This is a genomic window from Acetivibrio saccincola, assembly GCF_002844395.1.
GTDB lineage: Bacteria > Bacillota > Clostridia > Acetivibrionales > Acetivibrionaceae > Herbivorax > Herbivorax saccincola.
The window spans coordinates 485,013-510,953 of record NZ_CP025197.1; the positions used below are offsets into that span (position 1 = coordinate 485,013).

Below are 25,941 nucleotides of genomic sequence, written 5' to 3' on the forward strand. Positions count from 1 at the left end.
TTAATTTTTATTGTAAAATAAAATATAGATAATAATACAGATATATAATATAGATATATAATACATATGTATAATACATATATATAATACATATATACCTTGTTTATATGGCTTTGTTGTTTATATGTTTTAATTATTTTGATATTTCACAATACAAAAGTTTATATTTGCATACATTGTTATAGAATTGGTTATATTTATTTTTTAGATAAAAGCACAAAAAAACTAAAAGAGGTAAAAACATGGAAGATAAAGTCTTAAAAATTTTAGAAGAATATGGTCCCATGACAGGAAAAGAACTGCAGCAAAAGGCGAGGCTTGACGATTTTTATTTGTGGAAAATTTGCAATACCAATGAGAAAATAATAACAAAGACAATTGGAAAAAGGTATTTAAGGTTTGACAAGCAGGTAGAAGGATATGCCAGATTATCCCCCTCTATAGTGAGGGAATTTTACTCCTATACCATTGTTGGTCTGAAAAAAGATTTGGAAAAAATATCAGAAGAAATTAAGAATCTTAATAAAACCATAATTGAAATTAGTAGAAATAAATTCCGCTTAGCCTATGAGGTGATGAAGCAGATTGTTGAAACCAGTGAAAATGCAGAAGTGCTGAAAAAATACGTATGTTTTTTGATTGCAGGAGATGTGGTGTTTGAAATGGCTCATTTAGAGCCAAGGCCGGAATCTTCCACGGGAAAATTAGTTAAAGGTTCAGATTTGGATATTGTGGTGGTTACCAAAGGTCTTCCAGACAGTCTGGTTAATAATATTGATCTTTTAATATATAACAAGAAAAATTTTCTTTTAAAAAACCCTAGCTACAATGAAGAAATTGACTATGTAGTAAAGGACATTTCTAAAGTGAGGGAACAGCTGGAGTTTAAAGACTTTAAGTCTATGATAGCTTCTAAGGTTCTATATGAAAGCCAGTTTCTCTATGGAAGCTATGAAATGTATAAAGATATAAAACAAATGGTGAAAGATGCAGGCATACCACAGAAAATAGCAGAGTTAGAAGAAAAGGCCGAGATTGACAGAAGCAATGCAAGAATATATCTTTTAAAAGCCCAGGTTCCTTTGGCAGAAGAGGAGAGTTTAAAATTATTCTATACAAAAGAAGAGAAAGAGGAGTTTTTTTAAATTTTACGGAGGGTCGTTATGGGTGAAACAGGAGAAGTCAAGAAGAAAAAAACAGAGGGTATAGTGCTTATATTGCCGGCATTAATAGCGGTATTATCAGGCATTGCTACGGGGGTTTTTTTAGTTGACAGGTTATTCTTCGGCGACTGGGGTTTTACTGAACTTTTTTTGTGTTTTTTTTATGTAATTACAGGACTTTTCATTTCTGTTAACATACATGAGGCAGGACATTTGATATTGGGAAAACTTAACGGGTACAAATTTGTTTCTTACAGGGTAGGTTTTCTTACATTAAATAGCGAAAATGGAAAGATTAAGTTTTCCATTATGAAAAATTTCGGGTACATGGGGCTTTGTGCAATGATACCTCAGGAAAAAGAGATACCCCGTTGGAAGCATTTACTTTATTATTCAGGTGGGATTTTATTTAATATATTGTTTGGAATTGCTTTAATAGTCATTAAAAAAGCAGCAAAACCACAAGATTTGTTAAACATGTCTTTAACCATGATTTCAGTGTTTTCCATTTTACTAGGAATAGTCAATTTAATTCCCTTCTTTTCAGGGAATAATCCTTCAGATGGGAAAATAATATGGAGCATAATATTTGGAAATCCTTTTTCAAAAAAGCTTATGAAAGTCAACAGGCTGTGTTCCCAGTTTGCTGCAGGAAAGCCACTAAGGGAATTGGATGTCCCGTCAGATTTTAATATCTACCAGCCTGATGCATTAGACGTGACCCTTTTATTTTACTCGTATTTTAAAGCTTTAGATACGGATGATGATGAAAACCGTTCTAAATACATAAAGAAAATGAAGCAGTGGATAAACTATATTCCCGGTCAGCTCTTTCCCCATGCCTGTTATGAAATTTGTTATAATGCCTGTATAGACGGGGATAGGGAAGAGGCGGAAGAATACTACAAAAAGGCCGAAAAAGTATTAAAAAATGACAAGGATATGAATGGTTTAAGGGTAAAAGCTTATTATGAATATTATGTAAACAAAAATATAAACGTGGCAAAATTTTTGTGTGAAAGCGCTTTAGAGGTTGCTGACAGATTTCCTGTAAGGGGTCAGGCTTTAATTGAAGAAAAACTAGTTAAAAGACTTATCGATATAATGGGTAATAATTAAAAGCAGTTGAAACAAATGGATTATAAATATAAAATTAAATTTAAGTTGGGAAAATAAAAGACTGTACAGTAAAATACAATGTAAATAGTAAGCAGGGTACAAATAACAAATACAGTGTAAATACCACTGGAATGAAAATACAAATAAATATAAATACAGATAAAATGCACAGAAAGATTGGCGGGATATATGATGAAGTTAAGTAAAGGCGCAATAAAAGAAAGACAGGCATGGGAAAATGCAGGGATTGAACTTCCCAAATTTGATATTGAAAAAATGGAAGCTTTGACAAAGGAGAATCCCACTTGGGTTCATTTCGGAGCAGGGAATATTTTCAGGGGATTTATAGCGGTTTTGCAGCAGGAGCTTTTAAATTCCGGCAAAGCCCGGACAGGGATAGTTGCAGTGGAGACATATGACCATGAAATAATAGACTGCATATATGAGCCCTATGATAATTTAAGTCTATTAGTGCTTATGGAACCGGACGGAACTCTGAGAAAAAAGGTTGTAGCCAGTATTTCAGAAAGTCTTGTAGGGGACACTTCAAGGGAGAAACACTGGAAAAGGCTAGAAGATATATTTAAGAGCAAATCCCTTCAAGTAGTAAGTTTTACAGTTACCGAAAAAGGTTATTCACTGACAGACATATCAGAAAACTATTTACCTGATGTTATAAATGATTTCAAAAGAGGACCTGAAAGTCCAAAGCATTTCATTTCTAAAGTTACAGCACTGGCATATTTAAGATATAAAAACGGGAAATTGCCGGTTGCCTTTGTCAGCATGGACAACTGTTCCCACAACGGGGATGTTTTAAAAAATGCCTTTTTAACTGTGGCTGAAAAGTGGGTAGATAACGGGCATGTGGAAAGGGAGTTTTTAGAGTATCTTAATGACAGGGAAAAAGTCTCTTTTCCTTGGACCATGATTGATAAAATAACTCCAAGGCCTTCTGAAAAAATAAAAGACCACTTAAATAAAATTAGATTTGAAGATGCCCGGATACTTTGTACCGGCAAAAATACATTTATTGCTCCCTTTGTAAATGCCGAAGTACCTGAATATCTTGTCATAGAAGATGATTTTCCAAACGGGCGCATGCCCTTAGAGGCAGCGGGAGTTCTTTTTACAGACCGGGAAACTGTGGACATGGTGGAGAAAATGAAGGTAACAACATGCTTGAATCCACTTCATACAGCACTGGCGGTTTTTGGATGCCTTTTGGATTACAAACTGATAGCCCATGAAATGCAAGACAAACATTTAAGAAAATTAGTGGAAAAAATAGGCTATGTTGAAGGAATGCCTGTTGTTGTAAATCCTGGAATAATAGATCCTAAAGCTTTTATAGATGAAGTGATAAATAAAAGACTTGAAAACCCCTTTATTCCGGATTCTCCTCAAAGGATTGCCACAGATACCTCACAGAAAGTTGGTATAAGATTTGGTGAGACAATAAAGACATATGCTTCCCGTGAAGATTTGAATGTTGAAGATTTAAAATATATACCTCTGGCAATTGCAGGGTGGCTCAGGTATTTACTTGGAATAAATGATAAGGGGGAAAAGTTTGAGTTAAGCCCTGACCCTATGTTAGAAGAGCTCAAAGAACATTTAGAAGGAATAGAAATAGGAAATCCGGACTCTGTAGGAAGTAAATTAAAGCCAATTTTATCAAACAAAAAGATATTTGGAGTAGACCTTTATGAAGTTAAACTGGCAGAAAAAATAGAAGGGTATTTTAAAGAAATGATTACAGGTAAAAATGCAGTAAGAAATGTACTGGCAAAATATTTAGATGAATAAAAACATTACAAAGGAAACATGCTGGAAGACACAGCACAAACATGTAAACAGTGCAAATATGTAAACTGCACAAGCGTGTAAAAACCTACAAAAAGGTTTAAAAAAGGCATTTAAGGAGGGAGATTTTACAGATGAAAATGACATTCAGGTGGTTTGGGGAAAAGGATGACAGCGTAGAGCTTTGGCAGATAAAGCAGATACCTGGGATGACAGGGGTTGTGGGAGCGCTTTTTGATATTCCCGTGGGTGAGGTCTGGCCTTTGGAAAAAATAAACCGGCTAAAGACCGCTGTTAATGATGCCGGGCTTGAGCTGGAAGTAATAGAAAGTGTAAATGTACACGAAGATATAAAATTAGGACTTCCCACAAGGGACATGTATATTGAAAATTACATTGAGACTATAAAGAATTTAAGCAAAGCAGGAATAAAGGTGATTTGCTATAACTTTATGCCTGTGTTTGATTGGCTTAGATCCGACCTGGCCAAAAAATTAGAAGACGGTTCAGAGGTTCTTTCATATGACAACAGCATTATAAGCAAAGTTGACCCTGTAAAACTTGTTGAAGATATGGAAGAGGGCTCACAGGGCTTTAGTTTGCCGGGGTGGGAGCCCTACAGGCTGAAAGAATTGAAAGATACCCTTGAAAAATATAAGGATGTTGATGAGGAAAAGCTTTTTGAAAATTTAAAATACTTTTTAGAATGTATAATTCCTGTATGTGAGGAAGTGGATGTGAAAATGGCCATCCACCCTGACGATCCACCATGGAATCTTTTTGATCTTCCGAGGATTGTAAAATCCAAAGCCAATCTTGAAAGGCTTGTAAAACTTGTAGATAGCCCGTATAATGGTCTTACTTTATGCACAGGCTCCTTAGGTTCGAATCCGGATAATGACATTCCTGATATGATAAGATATTTTGGAAAAATGGGAAGAATTCATTTTGCCCATATAAGAAATATTAAATTTGTATCAGAGAGGACATTTCACGAGACTTCACATTTGTCCGGTGACGGTTCACTTGACATGTATGAAATTGTAAAAGCATTTTACGATATAGGCTTTAAAGGCTACATAAGGCCTGACCACGGTAGGATGATTTGGGGGGAAAGAGCAAGACCGGGATACGGTCTTTATGACAGGGCTTTAGGAGCTGCATATATAAACGGGCTGTGGGAAGCTATAGATAAGTCTAAAAAGGAGCGGAAAGCATGAATAAAGAGGAAATACTCTATAGAATAAAAGAATGCGGGCTTGTTGCCGTAGTGAGGGCAGAGACAAAAGAAGAGGCTTTTAAAATTGTTGATGCATGTATAGAGGGAGGAGTGTGTGCAATAGAGATTACATACACTGTGCCCGGGGCAACGGAAATTTTGAAGGAATTAAGCTCTGAATACACTGATGAGGAAATTATTTTGGGGGCAGGAACCGTTATGGATGCAGAAACTGCCAGGGTTGCTATTTTGGCAGGGGCACGGTATATTGTGACACCATATTTAAATAAAGATGTGGTGTACCTCTGCAATAGATACAGAGTTCCCTGTATGCCGGGTGCAATGACCATTAAAGAAGTTGTAGAGTGTTTAGAGGCAGGCGCTGATATAATAAAGGTTTTCCCGGGGGAAGTATTAGGACCTGAATTCATCAAAGCAGTGAGGGGACCTATACCCTATGCGTCTTTAATGCCTACAGGGGGTGTGGATTTAGAAAACGTTTCCCAGTGGATAGAGGCGGGTGCCGTTGCTGTAGGTGCAGGGGGAAGTTTGACAAAGGGCGCCAAAAGCGGCGATTACCGATCTATAACTGAAACTGCAAAAGAGTTTATTAATAAAATAAAGCTTGCGAGAGGTTAATATTTTAGCGAAATACAGCAAAACAAAAGATAAATAAAATTTTGTCCGGAGGTATGAGAATGTCAAGAATAATATGCTTTGGAGAAATAATGCTCAGGCTTTCACCACCAGGATATTTAAGATTTGTACAGGCAAACTCCTTTGATGCCACATATGGGGGAGGGGAGGCAAATGTAAGTATTTCCCTTGCCAATTACGGTATGGATGCTGCTTTTGTCACAAAGATACCAGATAATTCCATTGGTCAGGCAGCTATAAACAGTTTAAGGCAGTATGGTGTAAATACAGACTTCATTGTAAAAGGTGGAAGCAGGCTTGGAATATATTTTTTGGAAAAAGGGGCATCTCAAAGGCCTTCAAAGGTTATATACGACAGGTCAAATTCTTCCATAGCAACTGCCGGTGAAGGGGATTTTGACTGGGACTTTATATTTGAAGGAGCCAAATGGTTTCATTTTACAGGGATTACTCCTGCATTAAGCGAAAATGTCCGGAAGATTACAGAAAAAGCGTGTATAAAGGCTAAAGAAAAAGGACTTACAGTAAGCTGTGATTTAAACTACAGAAAAAACTTATGGTCAACGGAAAAAGCAGGTAAAGTAATGGGACAGCTTATGGAGTATGTGGATCTTTGCATTGCAAATGAAGAAGATGCAGAAAAAGTATTTGGGATAAAGGCAGAAAATACAGACGTTACAGGAGGACAGCTGGATACTGAGGGGTACAAAGAGGTTGCTAAAAAGCTTAAAGAGAAGTTTAATTTTGATAAAGTTGCAATTACGTTAAGAGAGAGTTTTTCCGCTTCCCACAACAACTGGAGTGCTATGCTGTATGCTGAAGACGGGTTTTATTTTTCAAAAAAATACTTCATAAATATTGTAGACAGAGTAGGCGGAGGGGACTCCTTTGGAGGAGGTCTTATATACGCACTTATAAATCAGTATGATTTACAGGAAGCTATAGAATTTGCAGTTGCTGCATCATGCCTAAAGCATTCCGTTGAAGGGGATTTTAATCATGTTACTGTTGATGAAGTAAAGACCCTTATAAAAGGTGACGGTTCAGGAAGGGTTCAAAGATAAAAAAATCCGGACATAAAGTTATTAATTAAAGCTATTATAAGCAAAAATTAAAGCTATTATCAACAAAACTAAATTGCTTAATGTAATTTGCTTAATGAAAAATTAATTAAAGAAGGAGAAACACAATGAGGGAGATTGTAAACAGGGAAAATATAAAAGAAGTTGTGAAAAAAGCAATAAATTCTACATATATCACTGATATCCATACACATTTATTTTCTGAATGTTTTGGGGATTTGTTTCTTTATGGCATTGACCATCTTCTGACATATCATTATTTAATTGCCGAAGCCATAAGATACACAGATATGGATTATAATAGCTTTTTCAGTATGAATAAAAGTCAGCAGGCAGAGTTTGTGTGGGATACATTGTTTATTAAAAATACCCCTGTAAGCGAGTCAGCCAGATCTATAATAACAATATTTAACAGGCTGGGGCTTGATGTAAATGTTAAAGATATAAATTACTACAGAAATTTTTTCAGGTCCATAAACCTTTCAGACTACATAGATGAAGTATTTGAAATTGCAAAGCTGAAATGTGTAGTAATGACCAATGACCCTTTAGATGATGCGGAGAGAAAGGTGTGGGAAAACTCATATGTAGAGGATGAAAGGTTTAAGGCGGCTCTTAGGCTTGACAGGGTTTTAAATTCGTGGGAAGAAAGCTTTACGGATATAAGAAAACTAGGCTATAATGTGGGAAAAGACTTATGCGGTCCGGTAATTGAAGAAATACAAAAATTCCTCACTGACTATATAGAAAAAATGGATGCCCTTTACTGTGCAGCATCCCTTCCCCCTGACTTTAGCATGACTGACGGCTCATACCGGGCTAAAATAATAGAAGAATGTGTACTTCCCGTATGTAAGAAAAAAAATATCCCCTTTGCGCTTATGATAGGGGTAAAAAGGGCGGTAAACCCGGAGCTTCATCTTGCAGGGGATTCTGTTAAAAAAGCCGGTATTGAGTCTTTAGAATACTTATGCTCAAAGTACCCTGGAAATAAATTCCTTGTTACAATGCTCTCTTTAGAAAACCAGCAGGAGCTTACCGTCACTGCAAGAAAATTCAAAAATTTAATGATATTCGGATGCTGGTGGTTTTTAAACTCCCCTTCTTTAATAGAGTTTATAACCAATATGAGAATCGAATGGCTAGGTAATTCCTTCATCCCCCAGCATTCTGACTGCAGGGTGTTTGAACAGCTGATAAGCAAATGGGAGCACTCAAAAAAAGTTATAGCAGGTGTGTTGGTTAATAAGTACAGCGATTTAATATCTGAAGGCTATAAAATATCAGTGGATGAAATAGAAAGAGATGCAAATAATTTATTTGGAGGTAATTTTTGGAGGTTTTTAGAAAAATAAAAATCATTCTAATAAATGCAGTTTTTGCTTTAAAAGCCTGGAAAAGCAAAGGGTGTTATGTAAATTTAAAAGAATGGGGCGTTGATAAAATTCTATAAAAATTGTACACTTAATATATATGTATTTAGCAGGATAATGTGTTAAGTAGGTGAATTTAGTTGTTAAAGGTACTGCTTGTTGATGATGAGCCATATGTATTTGAAGGACTTAGGATTATGGTTGACTGGGAAAAGTATGGCTTTTCAATTTGTGGCGAAGCTTCAAATGGTGAAGATGCTTTAGAAATAATCAGGACATGCAATCCCCATTTGGTAGTTACAGATATAAAAATGCCTGTAATGGATGGTATCCAGCTTATAAAAACCGTATATGAAGATTCAAATATAAGGGCTAAATTTATCGTAATAAGCGGCTACGATGAGTTTGAATATGCTAAAAATGCCATGAAGTATGGTGTAAACAGCTATATTTTAAAGCCTTTAGATGAAGATGAGCTGAACCAGGCAATAGAAAAAGTAAGCCGCCAGATTTTAGAAGAAAGAAAAGATGAAGAATCAAGAAACAGACAATTGTCCTTTGTGGCTGAAAGCGCTATAAACAGCATATTAAAGGGGGAGGCTACAGAGTCAGATATTAAACGTGCTAATTTTATATTGGAATTGGATGAAAATGAAGAAATAAAAATGCTTTTATTGGAAATTGATAATTTTGACAAGTGGATGAGTGAGTTTGATGAAGTACAGCTTAAGGAAATTAGGGAAAAAATAAAAAAGATAATCAACAGCAGTATGAATAATAAGTTTGATTTAAAAGTTTTTGAAGATGATTTAAACAGATTCTGCATTCTTGTTTCTAAAAGTATGGACATTTACGATACAATTTGCGGATATGCTAAAAATTTAAAAGAAATGATAGAAGAAAAATTAGACTGCAGTGCTTCAATTGCTATAAGCGAACCGGTGGCTGGTATAAAATCCCTTGCAGAACTTTATAAGCAAGTAGACTTGGCCATAAGTTATAAATTTTTTAAAAACATAGGGAGTATTATTTTTTACAAAAACATAAAAAACATGTCAATGAATCATAATTTACTTGAAATAGATATTGATGGGCTAAAAGATTGCATAAGGGAAAATGATACTGAAGGAATAAAAAGAAAAATAAAAAATTTATTCCATGATTTTTCAAAGGACCTTACAGCGCCGGAATTAATTAAAATTTATATAGAAAATTTAGAACTGGAATTCATAAGATATGTACAGGAAATGAAGGGGAATGTGCAGGAGTTTACCAACAAATTAATGGATTTTAACAAAAAAATAGAAAAATCTACTATAGAAGAGCTTAAAAAAGAAGCAACTGACTTATGCATGTTTTTAGGACAGTATATAGAGTCCATTACAACAAGCAATTCAAAGGATATTATAGCTGAAATGAAGCAGTATATTAAGAAAAATTACAATAAAGATATAAATTTAAAAATAATAGGCAAACATCTATATGTTAATCCTGTATACATTGGCAGGAAGTTTAAACAGGTTACAGGAATGCAGTTTAATGAATATTTGCACCAGGTGAGGATAGAGGAAGCTAAAAAACTTTTGAGAAGAACAAATATGAAAATATCTGATGTGGCAAGAAGTGTGGGGTATAGCAGTACAGAATACTTTACATCTAAATTTAAAAGCTTTACAAATTTCTCCCCATCAGAGTTTAAAAATGACTTTTTAGTTAGTTTGCATAAATATTAGAAAATCTGATTCAGAGAGAAAAGGCGGGGTTTTGTGAAGTTTAGATTGCGTATTTTTAGCAAAATAGATGATATACCCATCAATACAAAATTTATTCTAGTAAGTTTCTTATGTGTAATACTTCCTATACTAACAGTGAATTTAATTTTTCTAAATAACTTATCAAGAACTGTAAGGGAAAGGGAAGAAGAAAACTTTAAAATTTCTTACGAAAGGGCAAAAACAGATATTGTAAATGCAATAAGAGAAAGTGTTGCAGTGAGTCATTCCATATATACCGATGCAGATATATACAGGGAACTGGACAGGTATTACAAAAAAGGCGAGTATTACGGTGTATTTATCAGCTCATTAAGGGAGAGGGCAGGAAGGTATTTGGCTATTTACAAAAATATCTCAAATATAACAATATACACCTCAAACAGAACTATAGATTCAGGTGGGCATTTTATTGTAATAGACGATGAAATAAGAGAAAGCCCTTGGTATAAGAAAAACAGGGAAGTTGACGGAAAGCCTGTGCTGTATGCATTTGTTGAGCCCAGGGAATATGGCGGTGGCAAATACAAAGAATTCTTAAGTCTTATAAGGACTATGGACGGGTTTCAAAGAGGTATGCATGACAGGGTTCTCAGGATTGACATTGATACAATTTGGATCCGAAATACATTAAAAAGGGAAGAAGATTATTTAAATTTATATATAGTTGATAATGAAAGAAGAGTGGTTTTGTCTTCTAATGATGAACATATATATGAAGGAGGCAGTGGTTATAGATTTGTAAATTTTGATGATTTGTTTCAGGATGATGAACTTTTGCTTGACTACAATCTTGGGGAAGCTTCCTACATGAAAGGCTGGAGGCTTGTAGGAGTTCCAAATGAAGAAAAAGTATATATGGCAATGAAACAGTCCAGAAATTTCATTTTGCTTCTTGCATTTATAAGCATTTTTATTTCGGGCATTTTAGTATATATAATTTTAAGCTCATACAATTACAGGATAAAAAGACTTTCAAGTCACATGTCCAAATTCGGAGAAGGACAGATGGACATTATATCCTTAAATGAAGGAAAGGATGAAATCGGGCAGTTAATAAACAATTTTAACAAAATGGCTAAAAGAATAAATAACCTTATAAATGATGTTTACAAACTCGAAATTCAAAAAAGGGATTTGGAGCTGGAAAGGGTACAGGCTGAAATTAATTTTCTCCAAAGCCAGATGAATCCCCACTTTTTGTTTAATACTTTAAATGCAATACTGATTGTAAGTAAAAGAAATGGATATACAGAGATAATTGATGTAATAGGATATCTTTCCAAGACTCTTAGAAGACTCCTTAGCTGGAAAGATGATTTGGTTACAGTGGATGAAGAAATATCATTCATAGAAATGTATCTGGAAATAGAAAAGTTCCGCTTTGTAGAGAAATTCAAATATGAAATATTGGCAAATGATGATGTAAAAAATTACAAAATACCAAAAATGAGTATACAGCCTTTGGTGGAAAATGCATGTAAGCATGGTATACAGCCGAAAAAAGATCATGGGAGTATTACTGTTGAAGTAAAGCTTTATAAAGGGGAAGGGGATTTTGAAAAAAAATTAAAAATATCTGTAAAAGACAGCGGAGTAGGTATTCCTGAGGAAAAAATACGGGAAATATTAGAGAACTTAGAAGAAGATATATATACAATAGGAAGTATCGGCATAAAAAATGTATACAGAAGGCTTAAGTTGTATTATGGTGAGGATTTTAAATTTTTCATCCAAAGCACAAAGGGAAAGGGCACGGATGTAAGCTTTATAATTCCACTTGAGAGCAAACTTCCTGATTTATCAAACGAAAAAGACATGTAAAGTGCAGGATATCTGTAAAAATTTAAACGGGAGGTCACCTTAAAATGTTAAAGGTTTTACTTGTAGACGATGAACCACTGGCTATAGAAGGTATGAAGAATAATATAAAATGGGAAAAAATGGGATATAGAATTTGCGGTGAAGCTGCCGATGGGGAAGAAGCTGTATCTATAATACAAAATGTAAAACCTGATGTGGTGGTTACAGATATCAGGATGCCTGTAATAGATGGATTAGAGCTTATATCAATTGTAAAAAAGAGAATAGACAGCAGTATAAAGTTTATAATACTAAGTGGCTACAGTGAATTTGAATATGCTAAAAAAGCAATGGAATTTGGTGTAAGGCATTATTTGTTAAAACCTGTATTTGAAGAAGAAATGCATCAGGTATTAAAGGAGCTTTATACTGAAATTAATGAAGAAAAGAAAAGCCAACTGCAAAAAACAGAAGAAGCCCATATGTCAATAAGCAGTTTAATTAAAAAACTAACTCAGAAAGACGGAAACTACCATGAGCTTATAAACATTTATAATTGTGCCTTTAATGAAAATCCTGCAAAAGTCTGGTATTATGCCCTGCTGAGAATAATACCTGACTGTGCTGACAGGCAGTATTGTGCCAGCAGCCGTGAAAAAGAAGATTTAAATGTAGTTGCAGAATATATGAGGGAAATTGCTAATTTATCAATTGAAAAAAATAAAGAGTTATTTGTCATTAACCATAGTGCAAATACTTTTGGTCTGTTTATAGGGATTTTAGCTGAAAAGCCAAATTACAATCATGTTAAAAATATATTAATTGAGATAGCAGAACCCATAAGACAAAAATACGGTTTTGACTATCAGATTTCCGTAGGTATTCATATTAAAAGCTTAAAAGAGATAAAAAAAGCCTATAATACTTCACTTAAAGCGTTAGAACGCAGTTTTTATTCGGACTTAAACAGTGTGGTATTTTATCATGCAGTTAAAGATGTTAATTTTAACTACAATTTTTTAAACAGTGAATTTATTAATTCCGTTATCCAGGCAATAGAAGAAATTGATGAAGAAAAGGTTGAAAGAATTATACAAAGAGAGTTTGCATTTTTTAAAAAGAAGTTATTAGACCCTGAAATAGTACAAATCTATGTTAATAATATTATTTACCGGAGCAATAAAATAATAGGAAAAACAGATGATGAGGAAAATTTTAAAATTGACATATCAGAATTGGAAAACAGGGAAAATTCAATCTCACAGTTAAAGAAGGCTGTTATTCACCACTGTAAGCACTGCTGCAGGGTATTAGGAAAGAAGAACAGAGAAAACCTTGATGAAAATACTTACAGAATAGAGGAATATATAAGGGAAAATTACAAAAGGCCTATTACCATAAAAGAGATGTCAAAAGAACTTTATATAAATCCTGTATATCTTGGACAGTTATTTAAAAAAACATTTGGAATGAGGTTTAGTGATTATGTACATCAGATGAGGATAGATGAAGCAAAGAGACTTTTAGAAGAGACAACAATGGAGATATCGGAAATAGCAAGGGAAGTGGGATATTCCAGTTACAATACCTTTTTAAAATACTTTGAAAAAAACACCGGGACAAAGCCTGCCGATTATAAAACCAATTCTAAAAAAGTTTAATTTTTAGGGTATACATCTTTAATTTGTGAAATCAAAAAGCCGATAAATAATTGTATAATAAAATACAAGTAGTGCACGCTTTTAAAAAAGCAGTGTACAAATTATCACTAAGGGGGAAAAGCAATGAAAAATAGCAAGAAATTGTTGATCATTTGTCTTTCTGTAGTACTTGCATTGTCCTTTGTACTTGCAGGTTGTAAGAAAGACGATCGCGGAGAACCATCTCCTACATCCAGCAACGATGGCGGAGGCAAAGAAAATCTTATGACAATAACTGCCTTTATCAGCCGTGCAGGAACTAATCCCACAAAAGACAACAGAATCTATCAAAAGATTAAAGAAGCATTTAATGTAGAATTTCAATTTGAATATGTTGTGGGAGAAATAGGAGAAAGAGTTGGAACAATGACAGCAGGTGGAGAGTACCCGGATATTATAGGTGTACAATCCAATGAAGCAAACCAGTTCATCGATGCAGGAGCATTTATTCCACTAGAGAAGTACATCAATGACAAAGAAAATTTTCCAAACCTTAACAGACACTATGGTGAATTAATCAATAGAATAAAACATGATGATGGGCACGTATACATTATGCCAAACTATGGTGTACACTACGGTGAACACCGTCAGAATGAAAACTGGGGTCCGGCATTCTGGATTCAAATTGCAGTTCTAAAAGAATTTGGTTATCCAAAAATTAAGACATTAGATGAATACTTTGATTTAATTGAAAAGTACGTAGAAAAATATCCAGAAATTGACGGTCAAAAGACAATAGGATTTATTGTATTAACAGACCGTGGAAGAGACTGGACATTGAGAAACGCTCCATCACACCTTGCAGGAGCTCCTAATGACGGTATTGTCATAGTAGACCAGGAAACTAAAGTAGCTGAAGTATATCAGCACAAAGATATTTCAAAGAGATACTTCAAAAAACTTAATGAAGCGTATAATAATGGCTTGGTGGATCCGGAAGGCTTCGTTATTGACTTTGACCAATATATACAAAAACTTGCAAGTGGAGCTGTTTTAGGTCTTTTCGACCAGCGCTGGAACTTTAATAAAGCAAACGAAGCTCTGCACCAGCAAGGAAAATACGATAGAATGTACATGCCGGTTCCGATTGTTTTTGATGAAAGCATAAGAGACTGGTATCTGACACGTCCGGAGCTTAACGTTAACAGTGGTTTTGCGATAACTACAAGTTGTAAGGATCCTGACAGAGTAATGAGACTATTTGAGGCCTTGTTGGATGAAGAGTGGCAAAAGCTTCTCCAGTGGGGTGAAGAGGGTATAGATTACCTTGTTGACGAAGACGGAATGTTCTATAGAAATGACCAAATGAGAAAAGAACAGCAAAGCCCTGACTGGAAACTTGCAAATAAAGCAGATGACTTATTTGAATTTGCACCTAAGTTAGAAGGAACATATTCTGACGGCAATGCAACATCACCTGGATTGCAGCCAATAGAATATTTTGAAGGATTGACAGAGCCTGAAAAAGAACTGCTTACAGCATACGGCGTTCAAACTCAGGGACAGTTGCACTCAACACCACCTGAAAACCCACTGTACTTCCCGGCTTGGTCAATCAATATACCAACCAACAGTGTACCGGCTACTGTCTCACAGCAGATGCAGGACTTAGCATTTGAGTATTTACCACAGATTATAATGGCTCCTACATCTGAATTTGAATCTTTGTGGGCAGATTTTGTTAAAAAACATGAAGAGTTAGATATAGAAGCATTTGAAAAACATATAAATGAAGGTATACAGAGAAGAATGACAGAATGGGCTAAGTAAATTGACATTTGGAAAAACAAATAGAGGAAGGTATCATGATACCTTCCCCTATTTGTGAAAATATAGGAAATAAAATTTTAATATATTATTTGTTATAAGGGTAGTTTAGTTTATAATTAGGAGAGTGTTTATATGCAAGATTCCAGCTTATCTACAGGTATCAGTAATACCATGGTAGTAAAGAAAAGTGCCAGGAGAAAAAAGTGGGAAAAAATAAAAAGCCAGAGACAGCTTATGCTCATGTCTGTCCCACTCCTTATATATATTATAATATTTCACTATATACCGCTGTATGGATGGCTGATGGCATTCCAAAGATACAGACCAAGCCCTACTGCTACCATATTTAATCAGGAATGGGTGGGCTTAGAGCAATTTAAATTCTTATTTAAAGGTGCCAACTTTGGAAGGGTTTTAAGAAATACAGTAGCCATGAGTCTAATAAATCTGGTTCTTTCCTTCGTTACAGCTATAGCCTTGGCACTTTTATTAAACGAGATAAAGAATTTATTTGTTAAAAAAGTAGTTCAAACTATATCTTATTTACCTTATTTCTTATCATGGGTTATTGCTGCAACAATGGTGTCCCAGGCTCTTTTAAATAACGGTATAGTTAATGAAATACTTCTTGCTCTAAGAATAATAGATCAGCCAAAGTTGTGGCTGGCGGAAGGTAAGCACTTCTGGACCATATTTGGAGTGGCCAATGTGTGGAAAAATGTAGGTTTTAATGCAATAGTTTATCTTGGTGCAATGGCAGCCATCGACCCTCATCTTTACGAGGCGGCGGAAATTGACGGAGCCGGAAGGTTCAAAAAAATGCGCTATATAACTTTACCAGGAATCAAATCCACTTTTATGGTGCTATTGATAATGAATGTTGCACACCTTTTGAGTGCAGGGACCGGCGGAAGCGGTTTTGAGTTCCAGTTACTGCTTCAAAGACCTGGTAACATTGCATGGTCTGAAACAATTGACGTATTTGCAATAAGGTACGGTATCAGGCAGAGTAACTTCTCATTAGCTACAGCTGCAGGTATGTTTAAGACAGTTGTAAGTATATTCCTGGTATTTAGCGTAAACGCCATAGCAAAAAAACTCGGGGAAGAAAGGCTTATATAAGGAGGTGGGAGTATGTATGTTAAAATAGGAAAAAAGAGATACAGCGTAGCTGATATAGCATTTAATGTTTTTAACTTTCTTATTATGACGTTTTTGATTATTTCTACATTATACCCTTTCTTAAATACTCTTGCCGTGTCATTTAATGATGGTATTGATGCACTAAGAGGGGGAATACGCCTTTGGCCAAGGATGTTTACACTGCAAAACTATAAAACTGTATTTGTTGGCGGGACAATTTTTAATGCATTCCTTGTATCTGTTGCCAGGACCATTTTAGCTGCTGCTATAAACGTTTTTCTCACAGCCATGATGGGATATTGCCTGAGCAGGAAAGAATATGTGCTAAATAAATTTATCACAGTTGTGTTTGTTTTGACAATGTATTTTAACGCAGGTTTGATACCTAACTATCTTTTGATTAAAAAACTTGGACTTTTAAATAGTTTTTGGGTTTATATAATCCCAGGTATGATATCAGCATTTAATGTTATAGTTGTAAGAACTTATATAAATACCATACCGGAAAGTCTTGTAGAGTCTGCAAGAATAGATGGCGCAGGGGATTTTAAAATATTTATACGTATTATTTTCCCTCTTGCAAAACCAGCCCTTGCCGTTGTTGGTATGTTTACAATAATATATCAGTGGAACAGCTGGTTTGACACATATTTATATGCACCGTCAAAGCAGGAACTTAGTACACTGCAATATGAACTTCAAAAACTTTTGGCTTCTTCATTTAGCCAAAGTAGTGCACAGAGAGCTACCAGTGCGACAGCCGGTCAGATGGCATCCAGCTTGGTAACTCCGGTAACTCTCCAGGCTGCTATTACTATAATTGCAATGGTGCCAATACTTTGCGTATATCCACTGCTGCAAAAATACTTTATTGCAGGATTAAATGTTGGAGGAGTAAAAGAATAACTACCATTAATGTTTTAAACGGGGCAAAGTAAACTTATAGGGAGAGATAAAAAAAGAAATGTACAGATGCTGGCTAAGGTATGACAAAATAAAAAATAAAGAACTTATGGATAGCTACATCAGACTGTGCAGCCAAATTGTTACTGATATGTATACACCAATAGTTAATTCAGCTAAAGCTGAATTAACTAACGGGTTATTTAGTATGTTAGGCACAAAACCAAATATTTCGAAAACTCCCAGGGGTTCATCATTTATTATGTTGGGTATATTGGGTAAGAATGAATATATAGATAGAGAGATATTAGAATCTGAAAAAGAAAAGGTATGTAAAGACGGCTATATTATAAAAACAATTGATAAAGAGAAAGAAAGATTTATTATTATAGCTTCAAAAACAGAAAAAGGTATTTTATACGGAGCATTTGCATTTCTAAGGTTTATGCAAATGCAAAGAGATATTGATAACTTCTATTTAATTGATAATCCCCATAACCCTCTAAGAATTATCAATCACTGGGACAATATGGACGGCAGCATTGAAAGAGGGTATGCGGGAAAATCTATTTTTTTTGAAAAAAATAAAATTGTAAATAACATGGACAGAATAACCGACTATGCCAGGCTTTTAGCATCAGTGGGAATAAACGGGGTTGTAATTAATAATGTAAATGTACATCAAACAGAGACCAGGCTCATTACAAAAGAATATTTAAAAGATGTGGCAGGACTTGCAGAAATATTTAGAAATTACGGCGTAACTCTTTATTTAAGTATAAATTATGCAAGCCCCATTGAACTTGGGGATTTAGATACCGCTGACCCTTTAGATGAAAGGGTAAAACAGTGGTGGAAAGACAAAGCAGAGGAAATATATGAGTATATCCCCGATTTTGGAGGGTTTTTAGTAAAAGCAGATTCAGAGTTCAGGCCAGGTCCCTTTACATACGGGAGAAACCATGCAGATGGTGCTAATATGCTGGCGGAAGCATTAGAACCTTTTGGCGGGATTGTTATATGGAGATGTTTTGTCTATAACTGCCTACAGGACTGGAGAGATACAAAAACAGACAGGGCAAAGGCAGCATATGACAATTTTAAGCCTTTAGACGGTTTATTCCACGACAATGTAATTTTGCAAATTAAAAACGGTCCTATGGATTTTCAGGTAAGAGAACCGGTTTCTCCTCTTATTGGCGGGCTGGAGAATACAAATCATGTAGTTGAATTTCAAATAACCCAGGAATATACAGGCCAGCAAATACACCTGTGCTACCTTGTTCCAATGTGGAAAGAGGTGCTGGATTTTGATACGAGAATAGGTGGCAAAAGTGTAACTGTTAAGGAAATATTAAGTGGTTCTTTTTACAAAAACAAATACAGTGGCATGGCGGCTGTTGCCAATATAGGAAACGATGCAAATTGGACAGGGCACCAGCTGGCACAGGCAAATTTTTACGGGTATGGGCGTCTTGCATGGAATCCGGATTTATCATCAGAGAGCATAACTGATGAGTGGGTTAGAATGACTTTTTCCAATGAAAAAGATGTAGTTGACACTATATCCCACATGCTCCTTGTATCCTGGAGTATTTATGAGAAATACACCACACCTTTGGGTATAGGGTGGATGGTAAATCCCGGACACCACTACGGACCTAATGTAGACGGGTATGAATACGATAAATGGGGAACCTATCACAGAGCAGACATCCATGGAATTGGTGTGGATCGTACAGTAAAATCTGGGACAGGGTATACAGCCCAGTATAGCAAAGAGGTCATGGAGATTTACGAAGATATAAATACATGCCCTGAAGAACTGCTTCTTTTCTTTCACCGTGTGCCTTATAGTTATAAGTTAAAATCAGGTACAACCCTGATCCAGCACATTTATAACACTCATTTTGAGGGTGTGGAGCAAGTTGAGGAAGACCTTATTAAAAAGTGGCAGGGTTTAAAAGGAAAAATAGAAGAAGAATCTTTTAATCATGTTTTGGAAAGACTTAATATGCAGCTGGAACATTCAAAAGAATGGCGGGATGTAATAAATACTTATTTTTACAGAAAGACGGGGATAAAAGACCAACTAAATAGAAAAATTTACTAAGGAGGTTTTTATGGAGAATCAGGTACCTGCTTACAAGAATAAAGAACTTAGTTTTGAGGAAAGAGCTAAAGACCTGGTTTCAAGGATGACTCTTGAAGAAAAGGTAATGCAAATGCTGCACAGCGCTCCAGGAATACCGAGGCTTGGTATAAAGCCATATAATTGGTGGAACGAAGCCCTTCATGGAGTTGCTAGGGCGGGAACTGCAACAATGTTTCCCCAGGCTATTGGTATGGCTGCAACTTTTGATGACGAACTGATATACAAAGTTGCGGATGTTATTTCCACAGAAGGGAGAGCCAAGTTTCATGAGTCTCAGAGAAAGGAAGATTATGGAATATACAAAGGGCTGACCTTTTGGTCTCCTAATGTAAATATTTTTAGAGACCCAAGATGGGGAAGGGGACATGAAACATATGGTGAGGATCCCTATTTGACAAGCAGGTTGGGAGTTGCCTTTATAAAAGGACTACAGGGAAATGATGAAAAATACTTAAAGGCTGCTGCTTGTGCTAAGCACTTCGCTGTACACAGCGGACCTGAGCTGGAGAGGCATGAGTTTAATGCAATTGCTTCAGAAAAAGATATGCGGGAGACATATCTTCCTGCATTTAAAGCCTGCGTAGTGGAAGGAAAAGTTGAAGCTGTTATGGGGGCATACAACAGGACAAATGGTGAGCCCTGCTGCGGCAGCAAAACACTGCTTCAGGATATATTAAGGGATGAGTGGGGATTTACCGGCCATGTAGTTTCTGACTGCTGGGCTATAAAAGATTTCCATGAAACCCACATGGTTACTAAAACCGCTCCTGAATCAGTTGCATTAGCAGTCAATAACGGATGTGATTTAAACTGCGGCAATATGTACGGGAATTTATTAATAGCCCACAAAGAAGGCCTTGTGGATGAGGAAACTATAGATAAGGCGGTAATCAGATTAATGATTACAAGAATGAAGCTTGGAATGTTTGATGATGAAGAAGATGTACCTTATGCAAAGATACCGTATGAAATAAATGATTGCAAGGAACACAGGGAATTTGCCCTTGAGGTTTCAAAAAAATCATTGGTTCTTTTGAAAAATGACAACAATTTATTGCCATTAGATAAAAACAAAATAAAATCAATTGCGGTAATCGGACCTAATGCCAACAGTAGGGATGCATTAATAGGTAATTACTACGGAGATGCATCAAGATATGTTACTGTACTGGATGGAATCAGGGAGGTTGTTTCTGAAGATACCAGGATATACTACGCTGAAGGCTGTCACTTGTACAAGGAGAAACCTACTTTAGCTGAAAGAGGTGCAGGTTTTGCAGAAGCGGTTTCTGTTGCAGAAAGAGCCGATGTTGTAGTTATGTGCTTAGGTCTTGACGCAACCATTGAAGGAGAACAGGGAGATGTGTCCAATGACTACGCCGGTGGTGACAAGCCTGACTTAAATCTTCCAGGGCTTCAGCAGGAACTTTTGGAAGCTGTTCACAAAGCCGGAAAGCCCATTATTTTAGTACTTTTGGCAGGCAGTGCATTGGCAGTTACATGGGCAGATGAAAATGTACCTGCAATTATACAAGCATGGTATCCGGGAGCAGAAGGAGGAAAGGCAATTGCTTCACTGATATTTGGTGAGTACAGCCCTTCCGGAAGACTGCCGGTAACCTTTTACAGGACAACAGAAGAACTGCCAGATTTCAGGGATTATTCAATGGAAAACCGCACATATAAATACATGAAGAATCCAGCCCTTTATCCCTTTGGCTATGGCTTAAGCTATACAAAGTTTGAGTACAGCAATCTCACCCTTTCAAAGGATAAGGTTAATGTGGGAGAGGGCATAGAATGCAGCGTAAAGGTAAAAAATACAGGCAGTTTTAAAGCTGATGAAATTGTACAGTTGTATGTAAAAGAAGTTGACAATCCGGAAGCTCCAAGATGGCATTTGGAAGGTTTTAAGAGGATTAATTTAGCACCTGGTGAGGAAAAGACTGTTGAATTCCAGCTAACAAAAAAGCAGTTGTCCTTTATAAATGAAGAAGGAAAGCGCATGATAAAACCAGGTACATTTAAAATATTTGTTGGCGGAAGCCAGCCGGATGAGAGAAGCCAGGAACTTACAGGAACTAAGGTGGAAGAAGCTTCCTTTGAAGTTGTAGGGAATATGCTTGAAATAGAATACTGATAAATCTTGAGAGGTCAAATACTAAGATTATGCAGGGGGGATAAAAATGGCATATTTACTAGGAGTAGATATAGGTACATCGGGTACAAAAACAGTACTCTTTGATGAAGCAGGAAATACAATTGCCAGTGCATTGGAAGAATATCCTTTATATCAGCCCAACGTTGGATGGGCGGAACAGGATCCTGAAGACTGGTGGAGGGCTACGTATAAGTCAATAAACCAGGTTATAGCAAAAAGCGGGATTGATGCATCTGAAATTAAAGGTGTGGGTCTTTCGGGACAAATGCATGGTGCTGTTTTGCTGGATAAGGATTCAAATGTACTAAGAAGGGCAATAATCTGGTGCGACCAGAGAAGTTATTTAGAATGTGAACAGATTACTTCAATGATAGGAAAGGAAAGACTTATTGAGATAACAGCAAATCCTGCATTAACCGGATTTACTGCATCTAAAATACTATGGGTAAAAAATAATGAACCGGAAATTTTTGAAAAGGTGAAAAAAATACTTCTTCCAAAGGACTATATCAGATTCCGCCTAACCGGGGAATTTGCCACTGAAGTATCCGATGCCAGCGGTATGCAGCTAATGGATATACCAAATAGAAAGTGGAGTGACGAGGTATTAGAAAAGCTTGAGATAGATAAAAGTATGCTGGGAACTTTATATGAATCCTATGAAATAACCGGAAAAGTCCACAAAGAAGCAGCTGAGTTAACCGGACTTAAAGAAGGAACACCGGTAGTAGGTGGTGGTGGTGACCAGGCAGCAGGTGCGGTTGGAAATGGAATAGTAAGACCAGGGGTTATTTCTTCAACCATTGGTACTTCAGGAGTTGTATTTGCGTTCTCAGATAGTGTAACAATAGACCCCTTAGGAAGGGTGCATACTTTCTGCCACGCTGTACCCAACACCTGGCATGTAATGGGGGTTACCCAGGGAGCAGGCTTGTCTCTTAAATGGTTTAGGGATAATTTCTGCATAGAAGAAAAGAGAACTGCAGAGCTTATGGATACCGACCCTTATATACTAATGGATCAGGAAGCGGAAAATGTGGAGCCTGGCTGCAGTGGTCTTATTTATCTTCCATATCTCATGGGGGAGAGGACGCCCCATCTTGACCCTAGGGCAAAGGGAGTATTTTTCGGACTATCTGCAAAGCATGAAAAACCACATTTTATAAGGTCAGTCATGGAAGGGGTTGTATACAGCCTCAGGGATTGTCTGGAAATAATTAAAGGCATGGGAATAGATGTTTCCCAGGTAAGGGCTTCCGGAGGCGGCGGAAAGAGTAAATTATGGCGCCAGATGCAGGCAGATGTATTTGGAACAGACATTGTGACAATAAGCTCAAGTGAGGGCCCCGCTCTTGGTGTTGCACTCCTTGCGGGTGTAGGAACAGGTGTTTACAGCAGTGTGCCGGAGGCTTGTGATGCTGTTATTAAAGTAAAAACAGTACAAAATGCAAATAAGGACTTGTACGATAAATACAATAAGTATTATAATATGTACAAGAGACTTTATAATTCACTTAAAAAGGATTTTTATGATTTAGCTGATATAATTGAATAATTTAGGTAATAGAAAAATGCAGTATATAAAATTTTAAAATAACCGGGAGGGAGTAAAAATGGCAGAATTTTTTAAAAACATTTCAAAAATACAATATGAAGGAAAGGATTCAGATAATCCATTAGCATTTAAATACTACAATCCGGATGAAGTAATTGACGGAAAGACAATGAAAGAGCATCTAAGGTTTGCAGTTGCTTACTGGCATACTTACCAAGGCGTAGGTGTGGATCCCTTTGGAGCTGGAACAGCTATAAGACCTTGGGATGATATAACAGATCCTATGGATCTTGCTAAGGCAAAAGTAGAGGCAAATTTTGAGTTTTGTGAAAAGCTGGGTGTTCCGTATTTCTGTTTCCATGACAGGGATATAGCACCTGAGGCATCTACACTAAGAGAAACAAACAAAAGGCTTGATGAAATAGTTGCAAAAATAAAAGAATATTTAAAAAACAGCGATGTAAAACTTTTGTGGGGTACCACAAATGCATTTGGTCACCCTAGATTTGTACATGGGGCATCTACTTCTCCAAATGCAGATGTATTTGCATTTGCAGCAGCCCAGGTAAAAAAAGCAATGGAAATTACCCTTGAGCTTGGAGGGGAAAACTATGTATTCTGGGGCGGCAGAGAAGGTTATGAAACACTTCTCAATACCAATATGAAACTTGAGCTTGACAATATGGCAAGATTTTTACAAATGGCTGTTGATTATGCAAAAGAAATTGGATTTAAAGGCCAGCTGCTAATTGAGCCTAAGCCAAAGGAGCCTACAAAACATCAATATGACTTTGATACTGCAACTGTATATGGCTTCTTACTAAAATATGGATTAGATAAGCATTTCAAAATGAATATAGAAGCGAATCATGCTACTTTAGCTGCTCATACTTTCCAACATGAACTGCGTGTTGCAAGAATAAACGGAATACTTGGAAGTATAGATGCAAACCAGGGAGACCTGCTATTAGGATGGGATACCGACCAGTTCCCAACTAATATCTACGATACTACTTTAGCAATGTATGAAGTTATAAAAGCAGGCGGGTTTACAACAGGAGGATTAAACTTTGACGCTAAGGTAAGAAGAGGTTCCTTTGAGCCTGAAGATCTTTTCTATGCTCATATCGCAGGTATGGACGCATTTGCTAAAGGATTTAAAATTGCAAATAAAATTGTTAAGGATGGTAAATTCGATAAATTTATTGAGGAAAGATATAAGAGCTATGAAAGCGGCATAGGAAAAGACATTGTAGAAGGAAAAGTTGGATTTAAAGAGCTGGAAGAATATGCACTCAATAATGATCAGATTAAAAATGTTTCAGGCAGACAAGAAGTTCTTGAAGCTATACTTAACCAGTACATTTTAGAAGATTAACACTTAAAATCAAATTTCATATCATACTTCCCTTGTTTAAGTGTAAAAGACTGCTTTTGAAGCAGTCTTTTACTAACAATAAAATAATAAAAAGTGAGGAAATACTTATGGGTGTTATTAAAGAAAAATTTTCAGACGGAAAAGATTTTAATAATATAGACATATACACGCTGTCTAATGATTCCGGGATGAAGGCTAAAATAACAAATTACGGAGGTATAGTTGTATCCCTTTTTGTTCCGGACAGTAGCGGGAAAATTGATGATGTTGTTTTAGGCTATGACAGCCTTCACAATTATTTTAAAAACAGCTGTTATTTTGGCGGGATAATCGGAAGGCATGCCAACAGGATTGAAAATTCATCCTTTGAACTTAACGGGAAAGTATATAATCTGGTGAAAAATGAGGGAAAAAACCATATTCACGGCGGCAATATAGGTTTTGACAGTGTGGTTTGGAATGCAGAAATAATTGAAGAAGATGGTGTGGAAGCACTTAAATTAACTTATAGAAGTAAGGACGGGGAAGAAAACTATCCAGGCAATCTTGATGTAACGGTAATATACAAAGTAACAAAGGACAACGCCCTTTCTATAGAATACCAAGCGATTTCTGACAAGGACACAGTGGTAAATCTCACAAATCATTCTTATTTTAATCTTTCAGGTCACAGCTATGGGGATATATTAAATCATGAAGTTATGATTAATGCAGACAAGTTTACTCCTATAGATGAATACTCAATACCTACAGGTGAAATAAGGGACGTGGAAGGAACTCCTATGGATTTCAGGAAAATGAAACCAATAAAAGATGCAATTGAAATGGAGGATATCCAGATTACTTACGGGAAGGGATTTGACCACAACTGGGTTTTAAATACAAAAGGTATAACGGAAAAAGCGGCAGAGGTGTTTGACCCGGTTAGTAAAAGGCGTATGGAAGTGTATACCACAAAGCCGGGAGTGCAGTTTTATACGGGGAATAATATCGTAGATTCAAAAATGGGGAAAGACGGTGTAAAATACAGCAAAAGAAGCGGATTTTGTCTTGAAACCCAGTATTTTCCCAACGCATTGAAGCACAAACATTTTCCCTCACCAATTCTAAAAGCAGGAGAAAAGTATCAGCATAAAACCATATATAAATTTTTATAAAAAATGTATTGACAAAGTATCT

General features: G+C 36.1%; 18 protein-coding genes. All 18 read left to right on the plus strand.

What is annotated here, in order from left to right; genetic code table 11:
* Window positions 1-242: 242 nt before the first annotated feature.
* The 18 genes from HVS_RS02245 to HVS_RS02330 all read left to right on the plus strand — a co-directional run bounded on the left by HVS_RS02245 (window position 243) and on the right by HVS_RS02330 (window position 25,919).
* A complete protein-coding gene (locus HVS_RS02245) occupies window positions 243-1,145 on the plus strand; it encodes a hypothetical protein (RefSeq protein ID WP_101298823.1) in 903 nt (300 codons plus the stop codon).
* An 18-nt stretch (window positions 1,146-1,163) separates the two neighbouring features.
* Window positions 1,164-2,282, plus strand: coding sequence for a M50 family metallopeptidase (locus HVS_RS02250; RefSeq protein WP_101298824.1), 1,119 nt, complete (start codon window positions 1,164-1,166; stop codon window positions 2,280-2,282).
* A 192-nt stretch (window positions 2,283-2,474) separates the two neighbouring features.
* Window positions 2,475-4,091, plus strand: coding sequence for a mannitol dehydrogenase family protein (locus tag HVS_RS02255; protein ID WP_169926532.1), 1,617 nt, complete (start codon window positions 2,475-2,477; stop codon window positions 4,089-4,091).
* Between the two features lie 131 nt (window positions 4,092-4,222).
* Window positions 4,223-5,308, plus strand: coding sequence for a mannonate dehydratase (gene uxuA, locus HVS_RS02260; protein WP_101298826.1), 1,086 nt, complete (start codon window positions 4,223-4,225; stop codon window positions 5,306-5,308).
* A complete protein-coding gene (locus HVS_RS02265) occupies window positions 5,305-5,946 on the plus strand; it encodes a bifunctional 2-keto-4-hydroxyglutarate aldolase/2-keto-3-deoxy-6-phosphogluconate aldolase (protein WP_101298827.1) in 642 nt (213 codons plus the stop codon). Before uxuA ends, HVS_RS02265 begins: the two co-directional genes overlap by 4 nt.
* 59 nt (window positions 5,947-6,005) lie before the next feature.
* Window positions 6,006-7,028 carry a sugar kinase gene (locus HVS_RS02270; protein WP_101298829.1) on the plus strand — a complete coding sequence of 341 codons (1,023 nt, stop codon included), beginning with the start codon at window positions 6,006-6,008 and terminating at the stop codon, window positions 7,026-7,028.
* A 125-nt stretch (window positions 7,029-7,153) separates the two neighbouring features.
* The gene (locus HVS_RS02275; protein WP_101298831.1) at window positions 7,154-8,401 is read left to right on the plus strand and encodes a hypothetical protein; all 1,248 of its coding nucleotides are present in this window, start codon (window positions 7,154-7,156) and stop codon (window positions 8,399-8,401) included.
* A gap of 158 nt (window positions 8,402-8,559) precedes the next feature.
* Window positions 8,560-10,152: a response regulator transcription factor gene (locus HVS_RS02280; protein ID WP_101298834.1), complete on the plus strand. Its 1,593-nt coding sequence runs from the start codon at window positions 8,560-8,562 to the stop codon at window positions 10,150-10,152.
* Between the two features lie 33 nt (window positions 10,153-10,185).
* Window positions 10,186-12,015 carry a sensor histidine kinase gene (locus HVS_RS02285; RefSeq protein WP_101298836.1) on the plus strand — a complete coding sequence of 610 codons (1,830 nt, stop codon included), beginning with the start codon at window positions 10,186-10,188 and terminating at the stop codon, window positions 12,013-12,015.
* A gap of 44 nt (window positions 12,016-12,059) precedes the next feature.
* A complete protein-coding gene (locus tag HVS_RS02290; protein ID WP_101298838.1) occupies window positions 12,060-13,655 on the plus strand; it encodes a response regulator transcription factor in 1,596 nt (531 codons plus the stop codon).
* Between the two features lie 123 nt (window positions 13,656-13,778).
* Entirely contained in the window at window positions 13,779-15,467 is a 1,689-nt protein-coding gene (locus HVS_RS02295) for an extracellular solute-binding protein (protein ID WP_101298840.1), read from the plus strand.
* Window positions 15,468-15,599: 132 nt separating this feature from the next.
* Window positions 15,600-16,589, plus strand: coding sequence for an ABC transporter permease (locus tag HVS_RS02300; protein WP_101298842.1), 990 nt, complete (start codon window positions 15,600-15,602; stop codon window positions 16,587-16,589).
* Window positions 16,590-16,601: 12 nt separating this feature from the next.
* Window positions 16,602-17,516 (plus strand): carbohydrate ABC transporter permease, encoded by a 915-nt coding sequence (locus HVS_RS02305; RefSeq protein WP_101298844.1) that lies wholly within the window; start codon window positions 16,602-16,604, stop codon window positions 17,514-17,516.
* Window positions 17,517-17,574: 58 nt separating this feature from the next.
* Complete coding sequence (locus tag HVS_RS02310) at window positions 17,575-19,626, plus strand: alpha-glucuronidase family glycosyl hydrolase (protein ID WP_101298846.1); 2,052 nt, start codon at window positions 17,575-17,577, stop codon at window positions 19,624-19,626.
* 10 nt (window positions 19,627-19,636) lie between these two features.
* Window positions 19,637-21,808, plus strand: coding sequence for a glycoside hydrolase family 3 C-terminal domain-containing protein (locus HVS_RS02315; RefSeq protein WP_101298848.1), 2,172 nt, complete (start codon window positions 19,637-19,639; stop codon window positions 21,806-21,808).
* A 46-nt stretch (window positions 21,809-21,854) separates the two neighbouring features.
* The gene (gene xylB / locus HVS_RS02320; protein WP_101298850.1) at window positions 21,855-23,384 is read left to right on the plus strand and encodes a xylulokinase; all 1,530 of its coding nucleotides are present in this window, start codon (window positions 21,855-21,857) and stop codon (window positions 23,382-23,384) included.
* 58 nt (window positions 23,385-23,442) lie between these two features.
* Window positions 23,443-24,762: a xylose isomerase gene (gene xylA, locus HVS_RS02325; RefSeq protein WP_101298852.1), complete on the plus strand. Its 1,320-nt coding sequence runs from the start codon at window positions 23,443-23,445 to the stop codon at window positions 24,760-24,762.
* Between the two features lie 107 nt (window positions 24,763-24,869).
* Window positions 24,870-25,919, plus strand: coding sequence for an aldose epimerase family protein (locus HVS_RS02330; protein WP_101298854.1), 1,050 nt, complete (start codon window positions 24,870-24,872; stop codon window positions 25,917-25,919).
* Window positions 25,920-25,941 lie beyond the last annotated feature (22 nt).

Coding starts and splice junctions, on each gene's coding strand:
- HVS_RS02245 (WP_101298823.1), top strand. CDS start 243: ATGGAAGATAAAGTCTTAAAAATTTTAGAAGAATATGGTCCCATGACA.
- HVS_RS02250 (WP_101298824.1), top strand. CDS start 1,164: ATGGGTGAAACAGGAGAAGTCAAGAAGAAAAAAACAGAGGGTATAGTG.
- HVS_RS02255 (WP_169926532.1), top strand. CDS start 2,475: ATGAAGTTAAGTAAAGGCGCAATAAAAGAAAGACAGGCATGGGAAAAT.
- uxuA (WP_101298826.1), top strand. CDS start 4,223: ATGAAAATGACATTCAGGTGGTTTGGGGAAAAGGATGACAGCGTAGAG.
- HVS_RS02265 (WP_101298827.1), top strand. CDS start 5,305: ATGAATAAAGAGGAAATACTCTATAGAATAAAAGAATGCGGGCTTGTT.
- HVS_RS02270 (WP_101298829.1), top strand. CDS start 6,006: ATGTCAAGAATAATATGCTTTGGAGAAATAATGCTCAGGCTTTCACCA.
- HVS_RS02275 (WP_101298831.1), top strand. CDS start 7,154: ATGAGGGAGATTGTAAACAGGGAAAATATAAAAGAAGTTGTGAAAAAA.
- HVS_RS02290 (WP_101298838.1), top strand. CDS start 12,060: ATGTTAAAGGTTTTACTTGTAGACGATGAACCACTGGCTATAGAAGGT.
- HVS_RS02295 (WP_101298840.1), top strand. CDS start 13,779: ATGAAAAATAGCAAGAAATTGTTGATCATTTGTCTTTCTGTAGTACTT.
- HVS_RS02300 (WP_101298842.1), top strand. CDS start 15,600: ATGCAAGATTCCAGCTTATCTACAGGTATCAGTAATACCATGGTAGTA.
- HVS_RS02305 (WP_101298844.1), top strand. CDS start 16,602: ATGTATGTTAAAATAGGAAAAAAGAGATACAGCGTAGCTGATATAGCA.
- HVS_RS02310 (WP_101298846.1), top strand. CDS start 17,575: ATGTACAGATGCTGGCTAAGGTATGACAAAATAAAAAATAAAGAACTT.
- HVS_RS02315 (WP_101298848.1), top strand. CDS start 19,637: ATGGAGAATCAGGTACCTGCTTACAAGAATAAAGAACTTAGTTTTGAG.
- xylB (WP_101298850.1), top strand. CDS start 21,855: ATGGCATATTTACTAGGAGTAGATATAGGTACATCGGGTACAAAAACA.
- xylA (WP_101298852.1), top strand. CDS start 23,443: ATGGCAGAATTTTTTAAAAACATTTCAAAAATACAATATGAAGGAAAG.
- HVS_RS02330 (WP_101298854.1), top strand. CDS start 24,870: ATGGGTGTTATTAAAGAAAAATTTTCAGACGGAAAAGATTTTAATAAT.